17 protein-coding genes are annotated in these 21818 nt (G+C 68.8%); 11 read left to right on the plus strand and 6 right to left on the minus strand.

What is annotated here, in order from left to right:
• Positions 1–58: 58 nt before the first annotated feature.
• Positions 59–1288: an NAD(P)/FAD-dependent oxidoreductase gene (locus AC3WQZ_RS25400; RefSeq protein ID WP_011617926.1), complete on the minus strand. Its 1230-nt coding sequence runs from the start codon at positions 1286–1288 to the stop codon at positions 59–61.
• Between the two features lie 296 nt (positions 1289–1584).
• Here AC3WQZ_RS25400 and AC3WQZ_RS25405 point away from each other — a divergent pair, with 296 nt between their 5' ends.
• Both AC3WQZ_RS25405 and AC3WQZ_RS25410 read left to right on the plus strand, forming a co-directional pair.
• On the plus strand, positions 1585–2619 hold the full coding sequence (locus AC3WQZ_RS25405) for an aldo/keto reductase (protein ID WP_439669481.1): 1035 nt from the start codon (positions 1585–1587) through the stop codon (positions 2617–2619).
• 223 nt (positions 2620–2842) lie between these two features.
• Positions 2843–6109, plus strand: a complete 3267-nt coding sequence (locus AC3WQZ_RS25410; RefSeq protein WP_454750703.1) for a transglycosylase domain-containing protein — start codon at positions 2843–2845, stop codon at positions 6107–6109.
• On the opposite strand, the gene AC3WQZ_RS25415 is transcribed toward AC3WQZ_RS25410, so the two are convergent.
• Together AC3WQZ_RS25415 and AC3WQZ_RS25420 are read right to left on the minus strand one after the other, a co-directional pair.
• A complete protein-coding gene (locus AC3WQZ_RS25415) occupies positions 6082–6333 on the minus strand; it encodes a GlsB/YeaQ/YmgE family stress response membrane protein (RefSeq protein ID WP_011617924.1) in 252 nt (83 codons plus the stop codon). The genes AC3WQZ_RS25410 and AC3WQZ_RS25415 overlap by 28 nt on opposite strands.
• Positions 6334–6455: 122 nt before the next feature.
• Positions 6456–8012 carry a methyl-accepting chemotaxis protein gene (locus AC3WQZ_RS25420; RefSeq protein WP_011617923.1) on the minus strand — a complete coding sequence of 519 codons (1557 nt, stop codon included), beginning with the start codon at positions 8010–8012 and terminating at the stop codon, positions 6456–6458.
• Positions 8013–8472: 460 nt separating this feature from the next.
• Here AC3WQZ_RS25420 and AC3WQZ_RS25425 point away from each other — a divergent pair, with 460 nt between their 5' ends.
• From AC3WQZ_RS25425 to AC3WQZ_RS25450, 6 genes are all read left to right on the plus strand, one after another.
• Entirely contained in the window at positions 8473–9129 is a 657-nt protein-coding gene (locus tag AC3WQZ_RS25425; RefSeq protein ID WP_010810780.1) for a PepSY-associated TM helix domain-containing protein, read from the plus strand.
• 55 nt (positions 9130–9184) lie between these two features.
• On the plus strand, positions 9185–9709 hold the full coding sequence (locus tag AC3WQZ_RS25430) for a DUF2271 domain-containing protein (RefSeq protein ID WP_492301461.1): 525 nt from the start codon (positions 9185–9187) through the stop codon (positions 9707–9709).
• A gap of 18 nt (positions 9710–9727) precedes the next feature.
• Complete coding sequence (locus tag AC3WQZ_RS25435; RefSeq protein WP_058698784.1) at positions 9728–10567, plus strand: DUF4198 domain-containing protein; 840 nt, start codon at positions 9728–9730, stop codon at positions 10565–10567.
• Between the two features lie 14 nt (positions 10568–10581).
• Positions 10582–11589, plus strand: coding sequence for an FAD:protein FMN transferase (locus AC3WQZ_RS25440; protein WP_174549445.1), 1008 nt, complete (start codon positions 10582–10584; stop codon positions 11587–11589).
• A gap of 11 nt (positions 11590–11600) precedes the next feature.
• Positions 11601–13184, plus strand: coding sequence for a sulfite reductase subunit alpha (locus tag AC3WQZ_RS25445; protein ID WP_439670031.1), 1584 nt, complete (start codon positions 11601–11603; stop codon positions 13182–13184).
• A gap of 125 nt (positions 13185–13309) precedes the next feature.
• Positions 13310–15742, plus strand: coding sequence for a penicillin acylase family protein (locus AC3WQZ_RS25450; protein WP_492301462.1), 2433 nt, complete (start codon positions 13310–13312; stop codon positions 15740–15742).
• Between the two features lie 108 nt (positions 15743–15850).
• Here the strand turns inward: AC3WQZ_RS25450 and AC3WQZ_RS25455 are convergent, their stop codons facing one another.
• A complete protein-coding gene (locus tag AC3WQZ_RS25455; protein WP_439669474.1) occupies positions 15851–16528 on the minus strand; it encodes a type 1 glutamine amidotransferase domain-containing protein in 678 nt (225 codons plus the stop codon).
• A gap of 119 nt (positions 16529–16647) precedes the next feature.
• Between AC3WQZ_RS25455 and AC3WQZ_RS25460 the strand changes: the two genes are divergently transcribed.
• A complete protein-coding gene (locus tag AC3WQZ_RS25460; RefSeq protein ID WP_010810773.1) occupies positions 16648–17604 on the plus strand; it encodes a LysR family transcriptional regulator in 957 nt (318 codons plus the stop codon).
• Here the strand turns inward: AC3WQZ_RS25460 and AC3WQZ_RS25465 are convergent.
• Positions 17591–18283 (minus strand): SDR family NAD(P)-dependent oxidoreductase, encoded by a 693-nt coding sequence (locus AC3WQZ_RS25465; protein WP_010810772.1) that lies wholly within the window; start codon positions 18281–18283, stop codon positions 17591–17593. The genes AC3WQZ_RS25460 and AC3WQZ_RS25465 overlap by 14 nt on opposite strands.
• Before the next feature lie 184 nt (positions 18284–18467).
• Complete coding sequence (locus AC3WQZ_RS25470; RefSeq protein WP_492301464.1) at positions 18468–19430, minus strand: LysR family transcriptional regulator; 963 nt, start codon at positions 19428–19430, stop codon at positions 18468–18470.
• Between the two features lie 217 nt (positions 19431–19647).
• On the opposite strand from AC3WQZ_RS25470, the gene AC3WQZ_RS25475 reads away from it, so the two are divergent.
• Positions 19648–20595, plus strand: a complete 948-nt coding sequence (locus AC3WQZ_RS25475; RefSeq protein ID WP_492301466.1) for a hydroxymethylglutaryl-CoA lyase — start codon at positions 19648–19650, stop codon at positions 20593–20595.
• An 8-nt stretch (positions 20596–20603) separates the two neighbouring features.
• Positions 20604–21761 carry a CaiB/BaiF CoA transferase family protein gene (locus AC3WQZ_RS25480; protein ID WP_492301467.1) on the plus strand — a complete coding sequence of 386 codons (1158 nt, stop codon included), beginning with the start codon at positions 20604–20606 and terminating at the stop codon, positions 21759–21761.
• Positions 21762–21818 lie beyond the last annotated feature (57 nt).

Below are 21818 nucleotides of genomic sequence, written 5' to 3' on the forward strand. Positions count from 1 at the left end.
TGAAAAAAGTCCTCTGCGGGCGCAGGCGCGAACGCGGAACGCGTGCAGATGCGGCGCATCATACGCGGCAGAATTCTTCCAGCACCGCCAGCCGGCGGCGCGGCTCGGCCACGAAGGGGTTGCTGCGGTCCCACGCGTAGCCGGCCAGGATCGACGAGATCATGTCGCGGATCTCGGAGTTGGCATTGGGATGGAAGATCAGTTGCTGGAAGCGGCCCTCGTACCAGGCTTCGACAAACACGCGGAAGCAGTCCACGCCGGCCTTGAGCGGCTGGGCGAAGTCCTGCTCCCAGTCCACGGTGTCGCCGGCAAGCTGGCGCACCAGGCATTGCGCCGCCAGGCTGGCCGACTTGAAGGCGATGGTCACGCCGGACGAGAACACCGGGTCCAGGAACTCCCCGGCATTGCCGAGCAGCGCATAGCCGTTGCCCCACAGGGACTTCACATTGGCCGAATAGCCGGCGATCTGGCGCGCGGGGGTGTCCCACTGCGCGTTGCCAAGCAGCTTTGCCAGGCCGGGTTCCTCGGCCACCAGCGCCCGCAGCCGTTCGGTCTCGGTGCCCGTGTAGCGGTCCAGGAATGCCTTCTCGGCAACCACGCCCTGCGAGCAGCGGCCGTCCGAGAACGGGATGGTCCAGTACCAGACGTCAGGGTGTTGCGGATGCACGCTGATCAGGATCTTGTTGCGATCGAAGGCGCCCGGCGCGATGCGGTCTTCCACGTGGGTGAAGAGCGCGCTGCGCACCGGGAAGCCCGACGGCGATTCCAGCTGCAGCAGGCGCGGCAGGATGCGGCCAAAGCCGGAGGCATCGAGCAGGAACTTCGCGCGCACGCTGTACCGGCTGCCGTCCGGCGCACGCACGGTCACCTCCGGCTGCGCGCCACTGACGTCGACGTCCTCGACCAGGTGCGAGAAGCGCACCTCGGCGCCCTGGCGCGCCGCCTCGCGGATCAGCACGTCGTCAAAGCGCGCGCGCTGCACCTGGTAGGTGGTGCCCCAGCCGGGCGAGAACTTCTCGCGAAAGTCAAAGGCGGTCTGCTGGTCGCCGCGCGCGAAGGCGGCGCCGTTCTTGTACTGGAAGCCCGCTTCCACCACCGCGCGCAGCATGCCTGCCTCTTCGATGTAGGCCATGCTCTGCGGCAGCAGGCTTTCGCCGATGGAAAAGCGCGGGAACGTCTCCTTCTCGATCACCAGCACCGGAATCCCATGCTTGCGCAGCAAGCCGGCCGCGACCGAGCCCGCGGGCCCTGCGCCGATGATGACGACATCCGTGGTTTCCGTTTTCATAAGGTTCGACTCTTTTCTTCTCTTGCATGAACGCCGCGAGGGTAGCGCAAAGCGTCATCCTCCGCGGCAAACGCGAGAATATGACTGCAAATTGGCTCCCGTTGGCCGGCCTGCAACATATTGAAACCAATTCTCCCGGGCTGGATCCCCGATGGGCCGCACGGAAACCGGCAGGGGGCCAGCAAGCCACGCCGACTCGCGGCAAAATGTGGAACCGTGGTCACAGTCTGCAGTTTCCGCCTGTGCCCTGTGCTTTCACCAACCCGACGCCATCCCACCCCACCCAAGGAGCCACCATGCCCGCCACCACCATGCCCTACCGCCGCCTCGGCGCCAGCAACCTGCGCGTTTCGGCACTTTGCCTGGGCACCATGATGTTCGCCGACCAGACCGATGAGGCCGAAGCCGCCCGCATCGTCGCCAGCGCGCGCGACCACGGCGTGAACTTCATCGACACCGCCGACGTGTATACCAAGGGCGCGTCGGAGCAGATGGTCGGGCGCCTGCTGACCGCCAGCCGCCACGACTGGGTGCTTGCCACCAAGCTGGGCAACGCGATGCAGGCGGCGCCCAATCACGGGCACTATTCGCGGACCTGGATCCTGCGCGCGGTGGAGGACAGCCTGCACCGGCTGGCGACGGACTACATCGACATTCTCTACCTGCACCGTGACTATCCCGGCGCGAACCTGGAAGAGGCGGTGCGGGCGATGGGCGACCTGGTGCGCAGCGGCAAGATCCGCTACTGGGCGGTGTCGAACTTCCGCGGCTGGCGCATCGCAGAGATCGCACGGCTGTGCGGCGAGCTGGGCGTGCCGCGCCCGGTGGCATGCCAGCCCTATTACAACCTGCTGAACCGGATGCCGGAGGTGGAGATCCTGCCGGCATGCGAGCACTACGGGCTGGGCGTGGTGCCCTACAGCCCGGTGGCGCGCGGCGTGCTGACCGGCAAGTACGCGCCCGGGCAGGCACCGGGCGAGGGTACGCGCGCAGGCCGCGCAGACCGCCGCATGATGGAAACCGAGTTCCGTGAAGAGTCGCTGCTGATTGCACAGCAGCTCAAGGCCCATGCCGAAGGGCGCGGGCTGACCCCGGGCCAGTTCGCCACGGCGTGGGTGCTGGCCAACCCGATCATCTCGTCGGTCATTGCCGGTCCGCGCACGCTCGCGCAATTCGAGGACTACCTGGGCGCGCCCGCTGCCGTCATCACGCCCGAGGAAGAATCGATGGTCGATGCGCTGGTGTCGCCGGGCCATGCCTCGACGCACGGCTACAACGACCCGGGCTATCCGTTCGGGGGGCGGCCCGTGGCACGTGCGCAGGCAGCCTGATGACCGTTTCGGACAGGGGCGCAATGTGGCTCAGGCGCTGCCTGGAGTGATGCCTGTATGCAACGGCACAATGCCCGCGCGTGCGCTTGCTGCAGGCTGCCTTTACTCCTACTAATATCAAGACAGGCGGCGCGCGGCGTGCGCGCGCCGCGAGAACATTGCGCTTCGAGCCGGTGCATGACAGCCCCTGCGCGCTGCATCGGCCCAACAGGGAAGCCCAAACGTGTCGCGTCGTGGCTGGATCTTCGCTGGCTTGGCGGTCGCCCTTGGTGGGGGCGCCTATGTTGTGTACAGCTTTGTCGCAAGCGAAGTGCACAACTCGCACTTGCAGGCGCGGCTGATCGGCAGCCTGGGGCAGCGGCTGACATTCGAGATCCTGCCGGGCGCCAGCGACAGCATCCGTTTCCCGCATTCCGGGCCCTATGACGCCCGCATGGGCTACGGCCAGGTGCCGCTGTTCGCGCAGCGGCTGGAGCAGCGCGGCTACGTTCCCGCCGAACAGGCGCGCATGTCGCCCGAGATGGTGCGGCTGATCGACGAAGGCCTGTTCACGCCCTACCGCGAGAAGAACCAGGCGGGCCTGCTGCTGCGCGACTGCAACGGGCTGACGCTGGCGTTCGAGCGTTATCCGCAGCGCCAGTACCCGGACTTCGGCACGGTGCCGCCGCTGCTGGTGAGCGCCTTGCTCTATGTCGAGAACCAGGGCCTGCTCAACCCGGAATACCCCAATATGAACCCGGCGCTGGACTGGCGCCGGCTGTCGCGCGCGGTGCTCGACCAGGTGATCCGGCTTGCCGACAAGTCGCATGACGCGCCTGGCGGCAGCACGCTGGCCACGCAGATCGAGAAATACCGGCACTCGCCCGAAGGGCGCACCGCATCGATCCCGGAGAAATTCCGCCAGATGGCGTCGGCGTCGCTGCGTGCCTACCTGGACGGCCCCGACACTCAGCGCGCGCGCGAGCGCATCGTGGTCGACTACCTGAACACGGTGCCGCTGTCGGCGCGCGCCGGCTTCGGCGAGATCAACGGCATCGGCGATGGGCTCTGGGTCTGGTATGGCGAGGACTTCGGCGAGGTCAACCGGCTGCTCAAGGAACTGGACCAGCACGCGCCCGAGCCGCGCCAGGCGCAGGCCTTCAAGCGCGCACTGTCGCTGATCATCTCGCAGCGCCGCCCGTCCTACCACCTGCGCCGCGACGACACCAACCTGGATGCGCTGACCGGCAGCTACCTGCGCCTGCTGGCGGCCAACAACGTCATCACCGCCGAGCTGCGCGACGTAGCGCTGGCGCAGCCGCTGGACAAGGCCGCGCCACCCCAGAGCCCGCCGCAGGAGCCCTTTGTCACGCGCAAGGCCGTCAACCGGGTGCGTGCCGATATCACCCGGCTCACCGGGGTGGAGAGCCGCTACGACATGGACCGGCTCGACCTGACCGTGGACAGCACCGTCAACCGCGAGGCGCAGCGCATCGTCACCGAAACGCTGCAGCGCGTGAACAACAAGGCCGATGCGCGCGCCATGGGCCTGTACGGCCACAACCTGCTGCGCGACCACGACGACCCGTCGAAACTGATGACGAGCTTCACGCTGTATGAGCGCGTGGGCAATGCCAGCGTGGTGCGGATCCAGGCCGACAATATCGACCAGCCCTTTGATATCAACAGCGGCGCGCGCCTGAACCTGGGTTCCACGGCCAAGCTGCGCACGCTGGTGACCTACCTGGAGATCATCAGCGAGCTGCACGCGCGCTATGCCGGCATGACCAGCGCACAGCTGGCCGCGGTGCCGCTGGCACGCCAGGACGCGCTCAGCCACTGGGCGGTCGATTACTTGCTTAAGGCGCGCAAGCCCGCGGAGCGCGAGCTGATGGCCATGCTCGATGCCGCCATGGAGCGCAAGTACTCCGGCGGCGCCGGCGAAGCCTTCTACACCGGCGGCGGCCTGCAGAGCTTCAGCAATTTCGAGCGTGAATCGGGCATGCGCAACCTGACGGTGCGGACCGCATTCCAGCACTCGGTCAACCTGGTCTTCATCCGCATGATGCGCGACATCGTGCGCTACGAGACCTTCCACGCCAGCCCGGACATTGGCGAGCTCTTCGATGACCGCGACGCGCCCGGCCGGCGCGCCTACCTGGAGCGCTTTGCCGACCAGGAGGGCAGCGCCTACATGACGAACTTCTACCAGCGCTACCGCGGCAAGAGTTCTGAGCTGCGCCTGGCCACGCTGCTGGGCCGCGTGCGCATGACTACGCCGCACCTGAATGCGGTGCGCATGTCGGTGACGCTGCTGAGCGCGCGGCCGCACCTGGACGAGGACAGCTACATCCGCATCATGCGCGGCCGCCTGGGCGACAAGCAGCTGGCCGGCGAAGACCTGAGCGCGCTGTACCGCAAGTACGGCAAGGACAAGTTCAACCTGAACGACCGGGGCTACCTGTCACGGGTGCATCCGCTGGAACTGTGGATGGTGGAGTACCTCGACCAGCACCCCGACGCGACGCTGGCAGAGATCCTGAAGGCCAGCACCGCCGAGCGCCAGGAAGTGTACAAATGGCTGTTCCGCACGCGCAGCAAGGCCGGCCAGGACAACCGCATCCGCACGCTGCTGGAGCAAGACGCCTTCACGCGGATTGCGCGGCGCTGGCAGCGGCTGGGCTATCCGTTCGATTCCCTGACGCCGTCGTACGGCAGCGCCATCGGTGCCGCGGGCGACCGGCCGGCCGCGCTGGCGGAGCTGGCCGGCATCCTGCTGGCGGGCGGCGTAGTCACGCAGAACACGGCGGTGCGCAGCCTGGCGTTTGCCGACGGCACGCCGTACGCCACGCGCTACGTGCTGCAGCCGGGTCCGGGCAAGCGGGTATTGCCGGCCGAAGTGGCCGAACTGGCGCGGCGCTCGATGCTGGATGTGGTGGAGCGCGGCACCGCCAGGTCGATCCGCGGCGCCTTCACGGTGCCCGGGCGCGACGGCGCCACGCTGGCGGTGGCGGGCAAGACTGGCACCGGCGACCAGCGCTACCAGGTCTATGGGCCGGGCGGGCGGCTGATTTCGTCGCGCTCGGTGAACCGCTCGGCCACCTTTGTGTTCACGCTGGGCGAGCGCTTCTTCGGCACCGTAGTGGTCAATGTGAGAGAACCCTATGCGGCGCGCTACAGCTTTACCAGCGCGCTGGCGGTGCGGGTTCTGCGGGCGGTCGCGCCGCAGGTGTCGGCGATGGCGCCGGGTGGCGACCGCCCGCTGCTGCGTTGCCATGATGCCGCGCCCGGCCTGCGTACGCCGCGCGTGCCCGCCATGGCCACGCCGGCCGACGCCGTGCCTGGCGCCACGCTGGCCCAGGGCCTCCAGGGGCCGGCGCGCAGCGGCACGCCCAATACTGCCGCGGTACCGCAGGCGCCTGCCGCGCCCGAGGTACCGGCCCTGGCCGACGCGCAGGACGCCGCCGGCGTGCGCCGCGCCAGTCAGCCCTTGCGCCGGACCATGCCGTAGATCACCAGCAGCACGATCGCGCCAATCACCGACGCAATCCAGCCGGCCGGCTGGCCCGGCAGGTACCAGCCCATGGCGCGGCCGACGTAGCCTGCAGCCAGCGAGCCCAGCACGCCCAGGACGATGGTCATGATCCAGCCCATCTTGTCGTCGCCGGGTTTGACCGCCCTGGCGATCAGGCCGACGATAAGGCCAACGAACACGGTGCCAATGAATGCCATCATGATGCGCTCTCCCGGTAGTGGTCTGAGTCCATGCCGGCCGCAAGGGGCGGCCGGTTGCGCTTCATGATACACGCAGCAGTCTGGTGCGTATGACGCTCAAGTGACAAGCGCAGGCGCTGCCGTCAGGCCTGCGCCAGCCGGAACTGGCCGACCGCGTGATGCAGCGCATCGGCCTGGTCTTCCAGCGAGGCGGCGGCGGCCGCGGCTTCTTCCACCAGCGCGGCGTTCTGCTGCGCCATCTGGTCCATCTGCGACACCGCCTGGTTGACCTGCTCGATGCCGCCGGTCTGCTCCTCGGTAGCCGCGCGCATCTCGGCCATCAGGTCGGTCACGCGCTTGACCGCGCCGACGATCTCGTCCATCGCCTTGCCCGCGCTTTCAACCAGCACCGCGCCGTCATCCACGCGCTGCGCCGAGTTGCCGATCAGCGCCTTGATCTCCTTTGCAGCGGTGGCGCTGCGCTGCGCCAGCGTGCGCACCTCGCCGGCCACCACCGCGAAGCCGCGGCCCTGGTCGCCGGCACGTGCCGCTTCCACGGCCGCATTGAGCGCGAGGATGTTGGTCTGGAAGGCAATGCCCTCGATCACGCCGATGATGTCGACCACCTTGCCCGAGGCATTCTTGATCTCGCCCATGGTGTCCACCACCTGGCTGACGATGGTGCCGCCGCGCACCGCGATGTCCGATGCGCCTTCGGCCAGGTGGCTGGCCTGGCGCGCGTTCTCGGCGCTCTGGCGCACGGTGCTGGTGAGCTGCTCCATGCTGGCGGCGGTTTCCTGCAGCGACGCGGCCTGTTCTTCGCTGCGGCGCGACAGGTCGGCGTTGCCCGCGGCGATCTGCTTGGCCGCGCCCGCGATCGAATCGGCCGAGCCGCGGATGCTGCCGATTGCGCCGGTCAGGCGCGCCTGCATGCGATGCATCGCATAGAGGACGCTGTGCTCGTCGCCGGGGCGCACCTCTACCTGGCTGCCGAGGTCGCCTTCGGCAATGCGCCCGGCGATGTGCGCCGTGGTGGCAGGTTCGCCGCCCAGCTGGCGCTGCAGGCTGGCCGCCACGCGCACCATCACCAGCGACATCAGCAAGCCAACCCCCAGCAGGATGCCGAACGCCTTCATCAGTTCGGCGCGGAACGCCGCCTCGATGTCGTCCAGGTACAGGCCCGCGATGAAGTTCCAGTCCCACGGGCGGAAGTTGGCCACGTAGCTCAGCTTGGGCTGCGGCGCATCCGCGCCGGGCTTGGGCCACAGGTACTCGACGAAGCCCTTGCCAGGCCCTTTGCCGATCCCGGCGATTTCGCGGAAGAGGTAGACGCCGTTGGGGTCCTTGGTGCCTTCCATGGCCTTGCCGTTCATCTCCGGCTTGAACGGGTGCATCAATACCACGGTGTCCGAGCGCATCAGCGTGAAATAGCCATCGCTGCCGAAGCGCATCGCGCGCACGCGCTCGATGGCCTGATTCCTGGCCTCGTCCTGCGTCAGCTTGCCGGCCTTGGCCAGCGCCTCGTACTCGGCCACCACCGAGAATGCGGTGTCGGTGACGTGGGCCAGGTCCAGGCGCCGCTCTTCCATGCGTAGCGAGCGGATCTGCCACGCGTTCCACAGCGTGATGCCGAGCAGGCAGATCCAGCTCAGCACCAGCGGCAATAACAGCTTCTTCTTCAGGCTCAGGTTGTGCAGCATTGCTTCCACTCCTCCATATTCCGCGCTCTGCGCGTTTTCTTGTCGGCGACACGCCGGCGGCGTCATGCATCGGTGGCGCCTGTCGCATGCGTGTGAGTCATCGCCTTAACGGCGCAGGAGGCAACTAACTTGACTGGGGTAATTTCACCCCTTCGGGTGATGTGGTTGATTGGCTTACATGTGCCGTCTTGCTTGTGCGTTGCACATCTCTTCCAGCGAACCAGAGCGCCGCGGACAAGTGATCCGTCCCGCTGCTTCACGTTGTAATGCGCTGTAATCCAGCGCCGTCCCGGACCGTTTGCGATTTCAAATGCGAACGATTATCCTTCTCTCTTCCGCCAACCATTGTGCAGACAATGGCACGCCTGAGCCCGTGTGATGCGCGCAAGGGACGCTCCAGCTATCCGTACACAAGGCAAGACCGGGCCGCCACTTGGGCCGCGCCCGCCGACCAACCGCAATGACCGAAACCCAGCCGGCCTCCGGCCAACAGCGCCGTGCCTTCTGGCTCAAGCATCTCCACCAGTGGCACTGGATCAGTTCCGCGATCTGCCTGATCGGGATGCTGATGTTTGCCGTTACCGGCTTCACGCTCAACCACGCCGCACAGATCGAGGCCAGTCCCGCGGTCGAGACACGCCACGCCACCATGCCCACGCGCGTGCTCGACAAGGTGCGGGCCGAAGCGCCGGCGGGCGATGCCCAGGCGCGTGAAAAGAAGGCGCCGGTGCCGCCGGTGCTGGCCGACTGGCTGGCGCAGGCGCTGGACATCGACGCCAGCGGGCGCGAGGCCGAATGGTCCGCCGACGAGATCTACGTGGCGCTGCCGCGTCCGGGCGGCGACGCCTGGGTCAGCCTGGAACTCGACAGCGGCGAAGCCCAGTACGAGAAAACCACGCGCGGCGCCATCTCCTACCTGAACGACCTGCACAAGGGCCGCAACACCGGCGCCGCGTGGAGCCTGTTCCTGGATGTGTTCGCGCTGGCATGCCTGGTCTTCAGCGTGACCGGCCTGTTCCTGCTCAAGCTGCATGCGGCCGGGCGCGTGGGGACCTGGCCGCTGGTGGGGCTGGGGCTGGTGGTCCCGGTGCTGCTGGCGCTCCTGTTTATCCATTGAGTCAACCGTTCCAACCGTTTTCCTTCCTGCATCCCACTGACGAGGTTTCTCCGATATGCGCCGACTGCTCACCGTCACCCTGACCGGCATGGCCGCGGTTCCCCTGGCCGGCCCCGCGCTGGCCGCGGACCTGAACGTCAAGGTCGAAATCCCGCGCCTGACCGTGGCCGAGTACCACCGCCCCTATGTGGCGATGTGGGTCGAGCGCGCCGACCAGAGCCCGGTGCAGACCCTGGCGGTCTGGTACGACGGCAAGCTCAGGGACGGCGAAGGCACCAAGTGGCTCAAGGACATGCGCCAGTGGTGGCGCAAGGCCGGCCGCGACCTGCACATGCTGGCCGACGGCATCTCCGGCGCCACGCGCGCGCCGGGCGAGCACGGCGTGAGCTTCAGCGACGGCAAGGCGCCGCTGGGAAAGCTGCCCGCCGGCAACTACCAGCTGGTGGTGGAAGCCGCGCGTGAAGTGGGCGGGCGCGAGCTGCTGCGCGTGCCGTTCACGTGGCCGCCGCAAGCCGCACAGACCGCCCGCGCCAAGGGCGAACACGAACTCGGCGGCGTGACCGTCGAACTGAAGCCGTAATCCTTCCGGAGCCAGACGATGAAACCTTCCCTTATGTCCGCCGCATCTACCCGCATGGCCACCCGCGTGGCCGTGCTCGCCCTGGCCGCCCTGGCGCCGCTGGCCGCGCACGCGCACCGCCAGTGGCTGCTGCCGTCGGCCACCGTGCTGTCAGGCAGCGATCCGTGGGTGACCGTGGACGCCGCTGTCTCCAACGACCTGTTCTATTTCGAGCACGTGCCGATGCGGCTCGACAACCTGCAGGTGACCGCGCCCGACGGCAGCGCCGTCAAGGCCGAGAACGCTGCCACCGGCAAGTACCGCAGCACCTTCGACCTGCACCTGACCCAGCCCGGCACGTACCGCGTGGCGGTGGTCAACAACGGCCTGTTCGCCAGCTACAAGGTCGACGGCCAGGCCAAGCGCTGGCGCGGTTCGGCCGAGAATTTCGCCAAGGAAGTCCCGGCCAATGCGCAGGACCTGCAGGTCACCCAGGCCGAAGGCCGCATCGAATCCTTCGTCACCGCCGGCAAGCCCAGCGACAAGGGCCTGCGCACCGCCGGCCGCGGCCTGGAACTGGCCCCGATCACGCACCCGAACGACCTGGTCGCGGGCGACACCGCCAGCTTCCGCATGCTGCTCGACGGCAAGCCCGCCAGCAACCTGAAGGTCTCGGTGGTGCCGGGCGGCATCCGCTACCGCGACCAGCTGCAGGAGTTCAGCGCCACCACCGACGCCGACGGCAAGTTCAGCGTCAAGTGGCCGGCCCCTGGCATGTACTGGATGGAAGCCGAGGTGAAGGATGACAAGACCACCTTCAAGCAGGCCAAATCGCGCCGTGCCGTCTATGCGGTGACGGTCGAGGTGCTGCCGCAATAAGCCGGTTGCCGGGTTTGAACCGCGTCCTGGTACCTGTTGCGCTGACCGCGCCCCCACAGCCGCCCGCAGCCGATATGCGGCTGCAGCGCTGGGGCGGCGCGACCATGGGCACGACCTGGTCGGTGGCGGCACTGCTGCCGCCGGCCACGGATGCGGACGCCATCGCCGCCGGCATCCAGGCCGTTCTGGATGGCGTGATCGCGCAGATGAGCAACTGGGAAGCGGATTCCGATCTGAGCCGTTTCAACGGCGCGGCACCCGGCAGCTGGCACGCGCTGCCTGAAGACTGCTTCATGGTGCTGCAATGCGCGCTGCTGGTGGCGCGCGACAGCGGTGGCGCCTATGACCCGAGCGCCGGTCCGCTGGTCGACCTGTGGGGCTTCGGCCCAGCACCGGCGCGCACCGCGCCGCCGTCGCCAGACGCGGTGCAGGCCACGCGCGGCCGCTGCGGCTGGGCCCGCATCGAAGTCGATGCCACGGGCCGGCGCGCCTGGCAGCCGGGCGGCGTGTCGCTGGACTTCTGCGCCATCGCCAAGGGCTTTGCCGTCGACGCGGTGGCAGGCTACCTGTGTGAGCAGGGCCTTGACCACCACTTGACGGAGATCGGCGGCGAACTGCGCGGCCATGGCGTCAAGCCCGACGGCATGCCGTGGTGGGTCGCGCTGGAGGCCCCGCCGGGGCTGGGCAGCGATGCCGCGGGGCAGACGCTGGTGGCACTGCACGGCCTGTCCGTCGCCACTTCCGGCGACTATCGCCGCTATTTCGACAGTGACGGTCGCCGCTACGCCCATACCATCGATCCGCGCACCGGCTATCCGGCCAGCCACGCGCTGGCCTCGGTCACGGTCATCCACGCGCAGTGCATGCTGGCCGATGCGCTGTCCACCGCGCTGACCGTGCTGGGCCCGCAGGCAGGCATGGCGCACGCGCGCCGCCACGGCATTGCCGCGCGCTTCCTGGTGCGCACGCCGGGCGGCTTCGACGAACAGTTGTCCCCGGCCTTTGCCGCGATGCTGGCATGAGCGCGAAGGCCATGCCGTCCGCCATCGCCGGCGCAAGCTGGCTTGCCGTTGCCGGCGGCGTCGCGCTGTCCGTGCTGGGGCCGTCGCGCATGGCCATGGCGGCCGGCGTGGTGGCCGCCTATGCGGGCTTCTGCAGCGCGGTGCTTGCCCACCATCGCCAGCGGCGCGTGCGCGTGGTGGCACTGGCTGGCACGGAAGAGGGCGCGACGCTGGTTGCCTACGCCTCGCAGACCGGGTTTGCCGAACAACTGGCGTTGCAGACCGCCAACGCGCTGCACGGCGCGGGGGTGCCGGTGCAACTGCTGTCGCTGGCCGATGTCGATGCGCGGCGCCTGCAGGCATGCCGCCAGGCGCTGTTTCTGGTCAGCACCACCGGCGAGGGCGACGCCCCCGACAGCGCGTCCGGTTTTGCGCGCCGCTTGCTGGCCGGCGCGGATGGCCTGCAGTCCTTGCGCTACGGCATCCTCGCGCTCGGCGACAGCAGCTACGCGCGCTTCTGCGCCTTCGGCCACACCCTCGACGGCTGGCTGCAGCGCCACCGCGCGCAGCCGCTGTTTGACCTGGTCGAAGTCGACAACGGCGACGCCGGCGCGCTGCGCCACTGGCAGAACCACCTGTCGGCCCTGAGCGGCGGCGCGGAGATTGCCGACTGGGAACGCCCGCGCTATGACAGCTGGCGGCTCGCGCAACGCCACCATCTGAACCCCGGCAGCCAGGGTGCGCCGGCATTCCACCTGTCGCTGGCGCCGCAGGGCGATGCGGCAATGGACTGGCAAGCCGGCGACATCGCCGAGATCGGCCCGTGCCACGCACCGGCCGAGGTTGAACGGCTGCTGGCGCGGCTTGGCCTCGACGGCGCCACACCGGTGCGCTGCGACGGCCGCGACGCCACGCTCGCCGATGCGCTGGGCACACGCATGCCGCTGCCTGAGGCGCACTTCGCGGCGATGCAGGGCCTGCCGCCGCAGCAACTGGTGGACACGCTGCCGCCGCTGCCGCACCGCGAATATTCGATCGCCTCGCTGCCGCGGGACGGGCAACTCGAACTGCTGGTGCGGCAGACCCGCTACGACGACGGCCGCCTGGGCCTGGCCTCCGGCTGGCTGACCGAACACGCGGCCGTGGGCACCCGCATCGCGCTGCGCATCCGCACCAACCGCAGCTTCCACCCGCCGGCCGATGACCGGCCCCTGATCCTGGTCGGCAACGGCACCGGGCTGGCCGGGCTGCGCGCCCAGCTCAAGGCCCGCGCCGCGGCCGGGCGGCGCCGCAACTGGCTGCTGTTCGGCGAGCGCTCGGCGCAGCATGATGCGTTCTTTGCCGGGGACCTGGCCGCATGGCAGGCCGACGGCACGCTGCAGCGCGTGGACCATGCCTGGTCGCGTGACGGCGGCGCGCCGCGCTACGTGCAGGACGCCTTGCGCGCGCAGGGCGATACGGTGCGCCAATGGGTGGCGGACAGCGCCGCCATCTATGTCTGCGGCAGCCTGCAGGGCATGGCCGGCGGCGTCCATGACGCACTGGCCGGGATCCTCGGCGCAGACGCGCTGCGCCGGCTTGCCGACGACGGCCGCTACCGGCGCGACGTCTACTGAGCGAACCCGCAGCGGCACACGCCGTGCGGAGATCGGCCGCGCGGCTCGCGCGCTGGCCGGCGATGCACTATCTTCGGTGTGAACTGCAAGACATCTGCAGCCAATCACAACACCGAGGAGACCTGATGTTACGCACCCCCCGCCGCTTGGCCGCTGCGCTGGCCCTGCTCGCCACCACCATCCCGGCCGCCATGGCCGAAGCCCCCGTCCGCAACAACGTGCTGGCCGTGCCCGGCCTGGAAAAGCCCGCCAGCGTGCTGGTCGACCGCTGGGGCGTGCCGCATATCTATGCCGGCACGCTCTACGACGCCTTTTTCGTGCAGGGCTTCATGGCCGCGCGCGACCGCCTGTGGCAGATCGACCTGTGGCGCAAGCGCGGACTCGGCGAAATGGCCAGGGACTTCGGCCCGGCCTATGCCGATGGCGACCGCATGGCGCGCGCGGTGCTGTTCCGCGGCGACATGTACCGCGAATGGCTGGCCTATGGCTCCGACGCCAAGCGCGTGGCCGAGGCCTTCGTGGCCGGGGTGAACGCCTATGTGGCGCTGACCGAGCAGAAGCCCGAGCTGCTGCCGCCGGAATTCCGCAAGCTCAACTACAAGCCTGCGCGCTGGCGCGCCGACGATATCGTGCGCATCCGCCACCACGGCCTGACGCTCAACTTCACCGGCGAAGTCGAACGCGCCCAGCTCTATTGCCAGGCCAAACAGGACGCCCCGCGTGCCGACTGGCTGCGCCGCGAACTCGACCCGCAGATCGAGCCCAGGCTCAGCCCCGGCATCGACCCCTGCACGGTTCCCGCCGCCGAGCTGCGCCGCGCCTACGAACTGGCCACTGCCGCAGCGCGCTTCCCGAAAGAGGCGTGGGGCAATGCGCAGGCCGCCAGCATCCCGCTCGACCAGCTCTATGCCCTGGTGGACCCCAACAGCGACGCCGGCCGCAGCCTCGGATCGAACAACTGGGTCATCGGCGGCAAGCGCACCACCACCGGCCGCCCGATCCTGGCCAACGACCCGCACCGCTCGCACGGCGCGCCCAGCCTGCGCTATATCAGCCACCTGAACGCGCCCGGGATGTCGGTGATCGGCGCGGGCGAGCCGTTCCTGCCCGGCATCTCGATCGGGCACAACGGCACCATTGCCTTTGGCCTGACGCGCTTCTACATGGACCAGGAAGACCTGTACGGCTACGAGCTCAATCCGGCCAACCCGCATGAGTACAAGTACAAGGGCCGCTGGGAACCGATGGAGAGCATCACCGAAGAGATCGTGGTCAAGGGCGAGTCCGCGCCGCGCAAGGTCACCATCGACTTCACGCGCCACGGCCCGGTGCTGGTTGCCGATGCCGGCCGCGCGCAGGCGTGGGCGCTGCGCGCCGCGTGGCTCGACTACGGCATGGCGCCGTACTTCGGTTCGATGGACTATATGCGCGCGCGCAACTGGGACCAGTTCCGCGCCGCCATGAACCGCTGGGGCGCGCCCGGCGAGAACCAGGTCTATGCCGATAGCAGCGGCAATATCGGCTGGATCCCGGGCGGGCTGACCGTCAAGCGGCCCAACTGGGACGGCCTCACGCCGGTGGCGGGCGATGGCCGCTACGAGTGGGCCGGCTACCGCAACATGGACGAGCTGCCGTGGGCCTACAACCCCGCGCCAGGCTACATCGTCACCGCCAACGAGAACAACATCCCGCCCGAGCACCCGGCCGCGAAACTTGGCGTGGGCTATGAATGGAGCGACAGCTCGCGCGCGCGCCGGCTCAAGGCCGTGGTGGGCGCCAATGCGCGCAGCTCGGTGCAGGACTCGATGGCGTGGCAGAACGACACCGTTTCGCTGCCGGCCCAGCGCGTGGTGGCGCTGCTGAGGGATGTGCGCAGCGACGACCCGCAACTGGCCCGCGGCCTGGACCTGCTGCGCGGGTGGGACGGCAACGAGCGTGCCGACAGCGCCGCTGCGGCATTGTTCGAAGTCTGGTTCAGCAAACACCTGCGCCAGGCCGTGGTGCGCGCCGCGCTGACGCCCGAAGCCGCACGCCTGGTCGGTGCCGGCGATGCCGCGCGCGTGGTGGCGGTGCTGGAGCAGCCCGGTCCGTGGATGCCGGTGGAGCGCCGCAATGCGGTGATGCTCGAATCGCTGAAGGCCGCCATGGCGGAAGCGGAAGGCAAGCTCGGCCCCGACCCGCGCGCATGGCGATGGGGCAAGCTCCACACCGCCGTGTTCACGCATCCGATGGACCCGATCCTGAGCGACGCGGAACGCCAGCAGTTCAACGTCAACGCCGGTCCGATCGGCGGCTCGGCCTTCACGCCGATGAACACCAGCTACCGCAATACCGACTTCCGGCTGACCGCGGGCGCGTCGTTCCGCATGGTGCAGGATGTGGGCAACTGGGATGCCTCGCGCGTGATCAACACGCCGGGACAATCGGGCAATCCCGCCAGCCCGCATTACCGCGACCTGGCGCCGTTGTGGGCCAAGGGGGAGTATTTCCCGCTGGTGTATACGCGCAAGGCGGTGGAGAAGGCCAGCCGGGAGCGGTTGGAGTTGGTGCCGCAGTAAGTGGGACAACCCATGCGTTTGAAGTAGCCATCAAGCTTGGCGTACGCACCCCTCTCCCGCAAGCGGGCGAGGGGTGCAAACCGGCGGCGGCGCGTTTGCCGCCTTCCCTTACTTCAACATCTTCAACAGCGCCTGCGCCGCAGCATCAGACGATGCCGGATTCTGCCCCGTCACCAGCCGCCCCGCGACCACGACATGGCTGGCCCAATCCTCGCCACGCGTGAAGCGCCCGCCATTGGCCTTGAGCATATCCTCCACCAGGAACGGGACCACCTTGGTCAGCTGCACGGCTTCTTCCTCGCTGTTGGTGAAGCCGGTCACTTCCTTGCCCTTGACCAGCGGTTCCCCGTCCGCGCCCCTGGTATGGCGGAACACCGCCGGTGCGTGGCATACCGCTCCCACCGGCTTGCCGGCGCGGTCGAACTGCTCGATCAGCGCGGCCGAGCGCTTGTCTTCGGCCAGGTCCCACAGCGGGCCGTGGCCGCCCGGGTAGAAGATGGCGTCGAAGTCTTCCGCCTTCACCTGGTCCAGCGTCAGCGTGCTGGCCAGTGCGGCCCTGGCGGCCGGGTCACCCTGGAAGCGCCGGGTGGCGTCGGTCTGGGCGCCCGGATCGTCGCTTTTCGGGTCGATCGGCGGTTGGCCACCCTTGGGCGAGGCCAGCGTGATGTCGGCGCCGGCGTCCTTGAAGACGTAGTAGGGCGCTGCGAATTCCTCCAGCCAGAAGCCGGTCTTCTTGCCGGTATTGCCCAGCTGGTCGTGCGATGTCAGCACCATCAGGATTTTCATTGTTCCGCTCCATGTCGGTTCACAGGCAGCCGGGCGAGAAATGCCTCGGCACTGGCAACATCCTAGGCAGCGGACTATGATTCGAAAACTTCTATTATTCGATCTCTGCTATCCAAAAAATGAATATCGGCAGCAAGGACCTGAACCTGCTGTACGTGTTCCACGTGCTGTATCAGGAGGGCAATGCCTCGCGCGCGGCCGCGCGCATGGCGCTGAGCCAGCCGGCGCTGAGCCACAAGCTCAACCGCCTGCGCGACGAGCTCGGCGATCCGCTGTTCGTGCGTGCGCCGCGCGGCCTGACGCCGACGCCGCGCGCGCACGCGCTGGCGCCACAGGTGCAGCGGCTGGTCGGGGATCTCGACGCGTTCTATGATGCCTGTGCCGGCCACGACTACCTGGCGCGCAGCGAGCACCTGCACATCTACACCACCGACTACATGGAGCAGCTGCTGCTGCCCGCCCTGCTGCCGCGGCTGCGCAGCCAGGCGCCGGGCGTGGTGCTGGTCACGCACAACACGCGCGGCGAGCTGCCGCGCGAGGAACTGGAGAAGGGCACCTGCGACCTGGCGATCGCGGGTTTCTATGAGAACCTGCCCGATACCTTCCACCAGCAGCGGCTGTGCAGCGAGGACTTCGTGGTGCTGGCCTCGCGCGCCAATCCGCGCATCGCCGATGGCCTGGATCTCGACGCCTTCCTGGCGTGCGAACACCTGCTGACCACGCTGACCGGCGACCTCAACGGCGTGGTTGACCGTGCGCTTGCCCGGCAGGGGCACAAGCGCAGGGTGGTGGCGGGATTGTCGAGCTTCCTTGCGCCGAGCCGGCTGGTGCGCGGCACGGAACTGCTGCTGACCTGCCTGCGCTCGGTCGCGGAAGAGGCCGTGGCGCGCGACCCTGATCTGGTGCTGCTGCCGGTGCCGTTCGCGCTGCCCCACGTCGACATGATGCAGATCTGGCACGCGCGCACCGATGCCGACCGGCTGCGGCGCTGGCTGCGCCAGCAGATCCAGGAGGCGGCCAGCGCCATCAGCGCGGCCGAGCCGGCCGCGCGCAAGCCCCGCGTCAGGCGCGGTTGACCACCGGCAGCAGCGCGCCCTGCACCGCGCGCGCCGCATCCGAGGCCAGGAACAGGATCACGTCGGCCAGCGCATCCAGGCTGACCCAGCGCGCGGCATCGGCATCCGGCATGGCCTGGCGGTTCTCGGGCGTATCCAGCACGCTGGGCAGCACCGCGTTGACGCGGATGCCCTGGTCGCGCAGCTCTGCCGACATCGATTCGGTCACACGCGCCAGCGCGTCCTTCGAGGCGCAATAAGCGCTCATCTGCGCCAGCCCGCGCGCCGCCGAGTTGGCACCCACGTTGACGATGGCGCCGCCGCCGGCGGCCAGCATGTGCGGCACCACCGCGCGCGCCATGTTCAGCACCGTGCCCACGTTCATGTCGAACACGTGATTCCAGGCCTCGGCGCTGGTTTCATGCACGCTTGGGCCCATGGCGAAGCCGCCGGCCAGGTTGCACACCACGTCGATGCGGCCGCATGCCTGAACCGCTTGCGCGACGGCCTCGCTCAGCTTGGCGGCATCCAGCAGGTCCGCCTGCAGCGTGAGGTGGCCGGTGCCCGCTTCGGGCAGCGGCGCTGCATGCCGGTCCAGCAGCACCACGCGCGCGCCTGCCTGCGCGAAGGCCTGTGCCACGGCGCGGCCCAGGTTGCCGCGTGCGCCGGTGATCAATACGTTCTTGCCGTTGAAGTTCATTTGCGTGCTCCTGCGCCGTCGTGGCGCGCATGGTCGGGGTCAGCATCGCCCGGGGGCCGGCTTTTACCATCGTGGGCCGGGGCGAAAAACGCAAGCCAGTCTACGCACCGCTCCCCAACATTTGCTTGCGAAATTGCCTCGGGCTAACCCTTGAACGGCACAGGAAGTTGCGCGCCACGCCGCGTCATTGCCGATTGCGCCGTGGCTTGCGCGCTGGCGTGGTGTCCGCGGGGGCGGCCGCCGCTTCCGCCGCCGCGGTCTGTTCAAGGAAGGCTACCAGCAGCCGCGCCGCCGGCGACAGCAGTTCCAGGTCGCGGAAGCAGATCGCAAAGCGCCGCCGCGCCCAGTCGTTGCGCAGCGGGATCACGCGCAGGCCGAAGGTAGGCGCGATCGGCGTGGCGATCTCGGCCGGGATGATGGTGATGCCCAGGTCGGCACGCACACAGCGCAGCGCAGCGTCGAAGGTCGAGACCACCGCGCGGTAGCCAATGCCGCGCCCGAGGATGGCCGCATAGCGCGTCAGCATGGTCTGCACCGCGGTCTGGGCGGGCATGCCGATATGGTCGTAGTCCAGCGTGTCCTCGAAGCGGCAGTCCTCGGCCTGCGCCAGCGGATGCGAGGCGTGGACCACTGCCGCGAGCTGGTCGGTGCGGTAGGGCCGGGTCTGGAAGCCTTCCAGGTCGGCCGCGTCCCAGCAGATGCCCAGCGGTGCCGAGCCCTCGCGCAGCGCTTGCACCACGTCACTGCTCAGGCTTTCCTCGATGGTCACGCGCACATCGCGGTTGGCCGGCTGCTGCAGGAAGGCGGCAATATCGTCCGGCAGCGATTCTGCCATTGAGGACACCGTCGCCAGCAGCCGCACCTGCCCGCGTATGCCTGCGCCGTAGTCGGCCATGTCGCGCGCGACGCGGTCCGCCGCCGCCAGCATGGCGCGCGCATGCGCCAGCACCATTTCGCCCGCGGGCGTCGGGATCACGCCGCGGCGGCGCCGTTCCAGCAGGGTTGCGCCAACCGTCCCTTCCAGTTGCGCCAGCCGCTTGCTGATGGCCGATGCCACGATGTGCTCCTGCTCGCCCGCACGCGCCATGTTGCGGGTTTCGCAGACGGCGACGAACAGGCGCAGGGTGGTGAGGTCGAGGTCTCGCATGGTAAGGGGCTGCGTGTTTCCGGAATGGAATGTTAAGCCCCTTTGGTTGCCGGTAATCATTCATCCGGGAATTTCTGGATGTAGTTGTGCGGCGCCCGGCAGACATTCTGGTTCGGAATGTTATCGTGCGCGAATCACCGCTTCAGCTCTTGGGCAGAAACTCATAGAGTTCTTCCGTCGCCCCCACCGCGGGGCGCAAACCGGAAGCCCCTGAATCATGTCTGTTCCCTTTCCCCGCCACGCCGTTATCCGCGAAGTCGGATTGCGCGATGGCCTGCAGAGCATCCGCACCATCCTGCCCACGGCCAGCAAGGAAGCGTGGATCCGCGGCGCGTACGCGGCCGGTCTGCGCGAGCTGGAGGTGGGCTCGTTCGTGCCCGCGCACCTGCTGCCGCAACTGGCCGATACCGCGCAGCTGGTCGCGTTCGCGCGCACGCTGCCGGGTTTGTTCGTCTCGGTGCTGGTGCCGAACCTGCGCGGCGCGCAGGATGCGCTGGCCAGCGGCGCGGACCTGATGCTCGTGCCGCTGTCGGCCAGCCATGCGCACAGCCTGGCCAACCTGCGCAAGACGCCGGATGAAGTGGTGGCTGAAGTGGCGCGCATCCGCGCCGCGCGCGATGCCAGCGGCGCGAAGACGCTGATCGAAGGCGGTGTCGGCACCGCGTTCGGCTGCACGCTGCAGGGCCATGTCGATCCCGATGAAGTGCTGCGCCTGATGCAGGCGCTGCTCGATGCCGGCGCCGACCGCGTCAGCCTGGCCGATACCGTCGGCTATGCCGACCCGCACATGGTGCGCGAGCTGTTTGCGCGCGCCGTCGATATCGCCGGCGATCGGTTCTGGTGCGGCCATTTCCACGATACCCGCGGGCTTGGCCTGGCCAACGTCCACGCGGCGCTGGAAACCGGCATGACCCGCTTTGACGCCTGCCTGGCCGGCATCGGCGGCTGCCCGCACGCGCCCGGCGCCAGCGGCAATGTCACGACCGAAGACCTGGCCTACATGCTCGGCAGCATGGGCATCGACACCGGCATCGATATCGGCCGCTTGCTGGCGCTGCGTGAAGACGTGGCTGGCTGGCTCAAGGACGAAACCCTGCACGGCACGCTGTGGCGCGCCGGCCTGCCCAAGACCTTCCCGGCCCAGCCTGCTGGCGCCGCTGCCTGAGACGCAAGATGACCCAAGACAACAGCAACTCCCTGCCGCTGGCCGGCATCCGCGTGGTCGAATTCACGCATATGGTGATGGGCCCCACCTGCGGCATGATCCTGGCCGACCTGGGCGCCGAGGTGATCAAGGTAGAGCCGCCCGGCGGCGACAAGACGCGCAACCTGCCGGGCCTGGGCATCGGCTTCTTCCGCGCCTTCAACCGCAACAAGAAGAGCGTGGTGCTGGACATCACCACCGAGGAAGGGCGTGCCGCCGCGGCCGAGCTGGCGGGCCAGAGCGACGTGCTGCTGGAGAACTTCCGGCCCGGCCTGATGCAGAAGCTGGGGCTGGACTACGCCACACTGTCGCGCGACTACCCGCACCTGATCTACGTCTCGCACAAGGGCTTCCTGCCCGGCCCGTACGAGAACCGGCTGGCGCTCGACGAGGTGGTGCAGATGATGGGCGGGCTGTCCTACATGACCGGCCCAAGCGGGCGGCCGCTGCGCGCGGGCACCTCGGTCAACGACATCATGGGCGGCATGTTCGGCGCCATCGGCGTGCTGGCCGCGCTGCGCGAGCGCGACCGCACCGGGCGCGGCCAGGAGATCCAGAGCGCGCTGTTCGAGAACTGCGTATTCCTGGCTTCGCAGCATATGCAGCAGTTTGCGATGACCGGCGAGGCGCCGCCGCCGATGCCGTCGCGCGTGTCGGCGTGGAGCGTGTATGACGTCTTTACGCTGGCCGGCGACGAGCAGCTGTTTATCGGCGCGGTCAGCGACAAGCAGTTCGCGACGCTGTGCCAGGTGCTGGAGCATCCGGAGCTTCTCGGCAAGCCCGAGTACGCCAGCAATGCCTCGCGCGTGGCGGTGCGTCCGCAACTGCTCGATGAGCTGGGCGCGATCCTGCGCCACCACCGCAGCGCAGAACTGGCGCCCAGGCTCGAAGCCGCCGGCATCCCCTATGCGCCGATCGTGCGCCCGGACCAGCTGCTCGACGATCCGCACCTGCTTGCCAGCGGCGGGCTGGTGCCGATGCAGGCCGACGACGGCTCGACCACGCCCACGGTGCTGCTGCCGCTGCTGATGGGCGGGCGCCGCCCGGGCGTGCGCCGGCCGCTGCCCAGGGCCGGCGAGCACAACGAAGAGATCCTGTCGCAGCTCGGCCAGGGCCGCGCCGGCTGACCGGTACCACGACGGGCATGCCGCGGCACAGCGGCAGCCCGCAAAGATCCTACGATA

It is taken from the genome of Cupriavidus sp. FW305-26, from assembly GCF_058787975.1.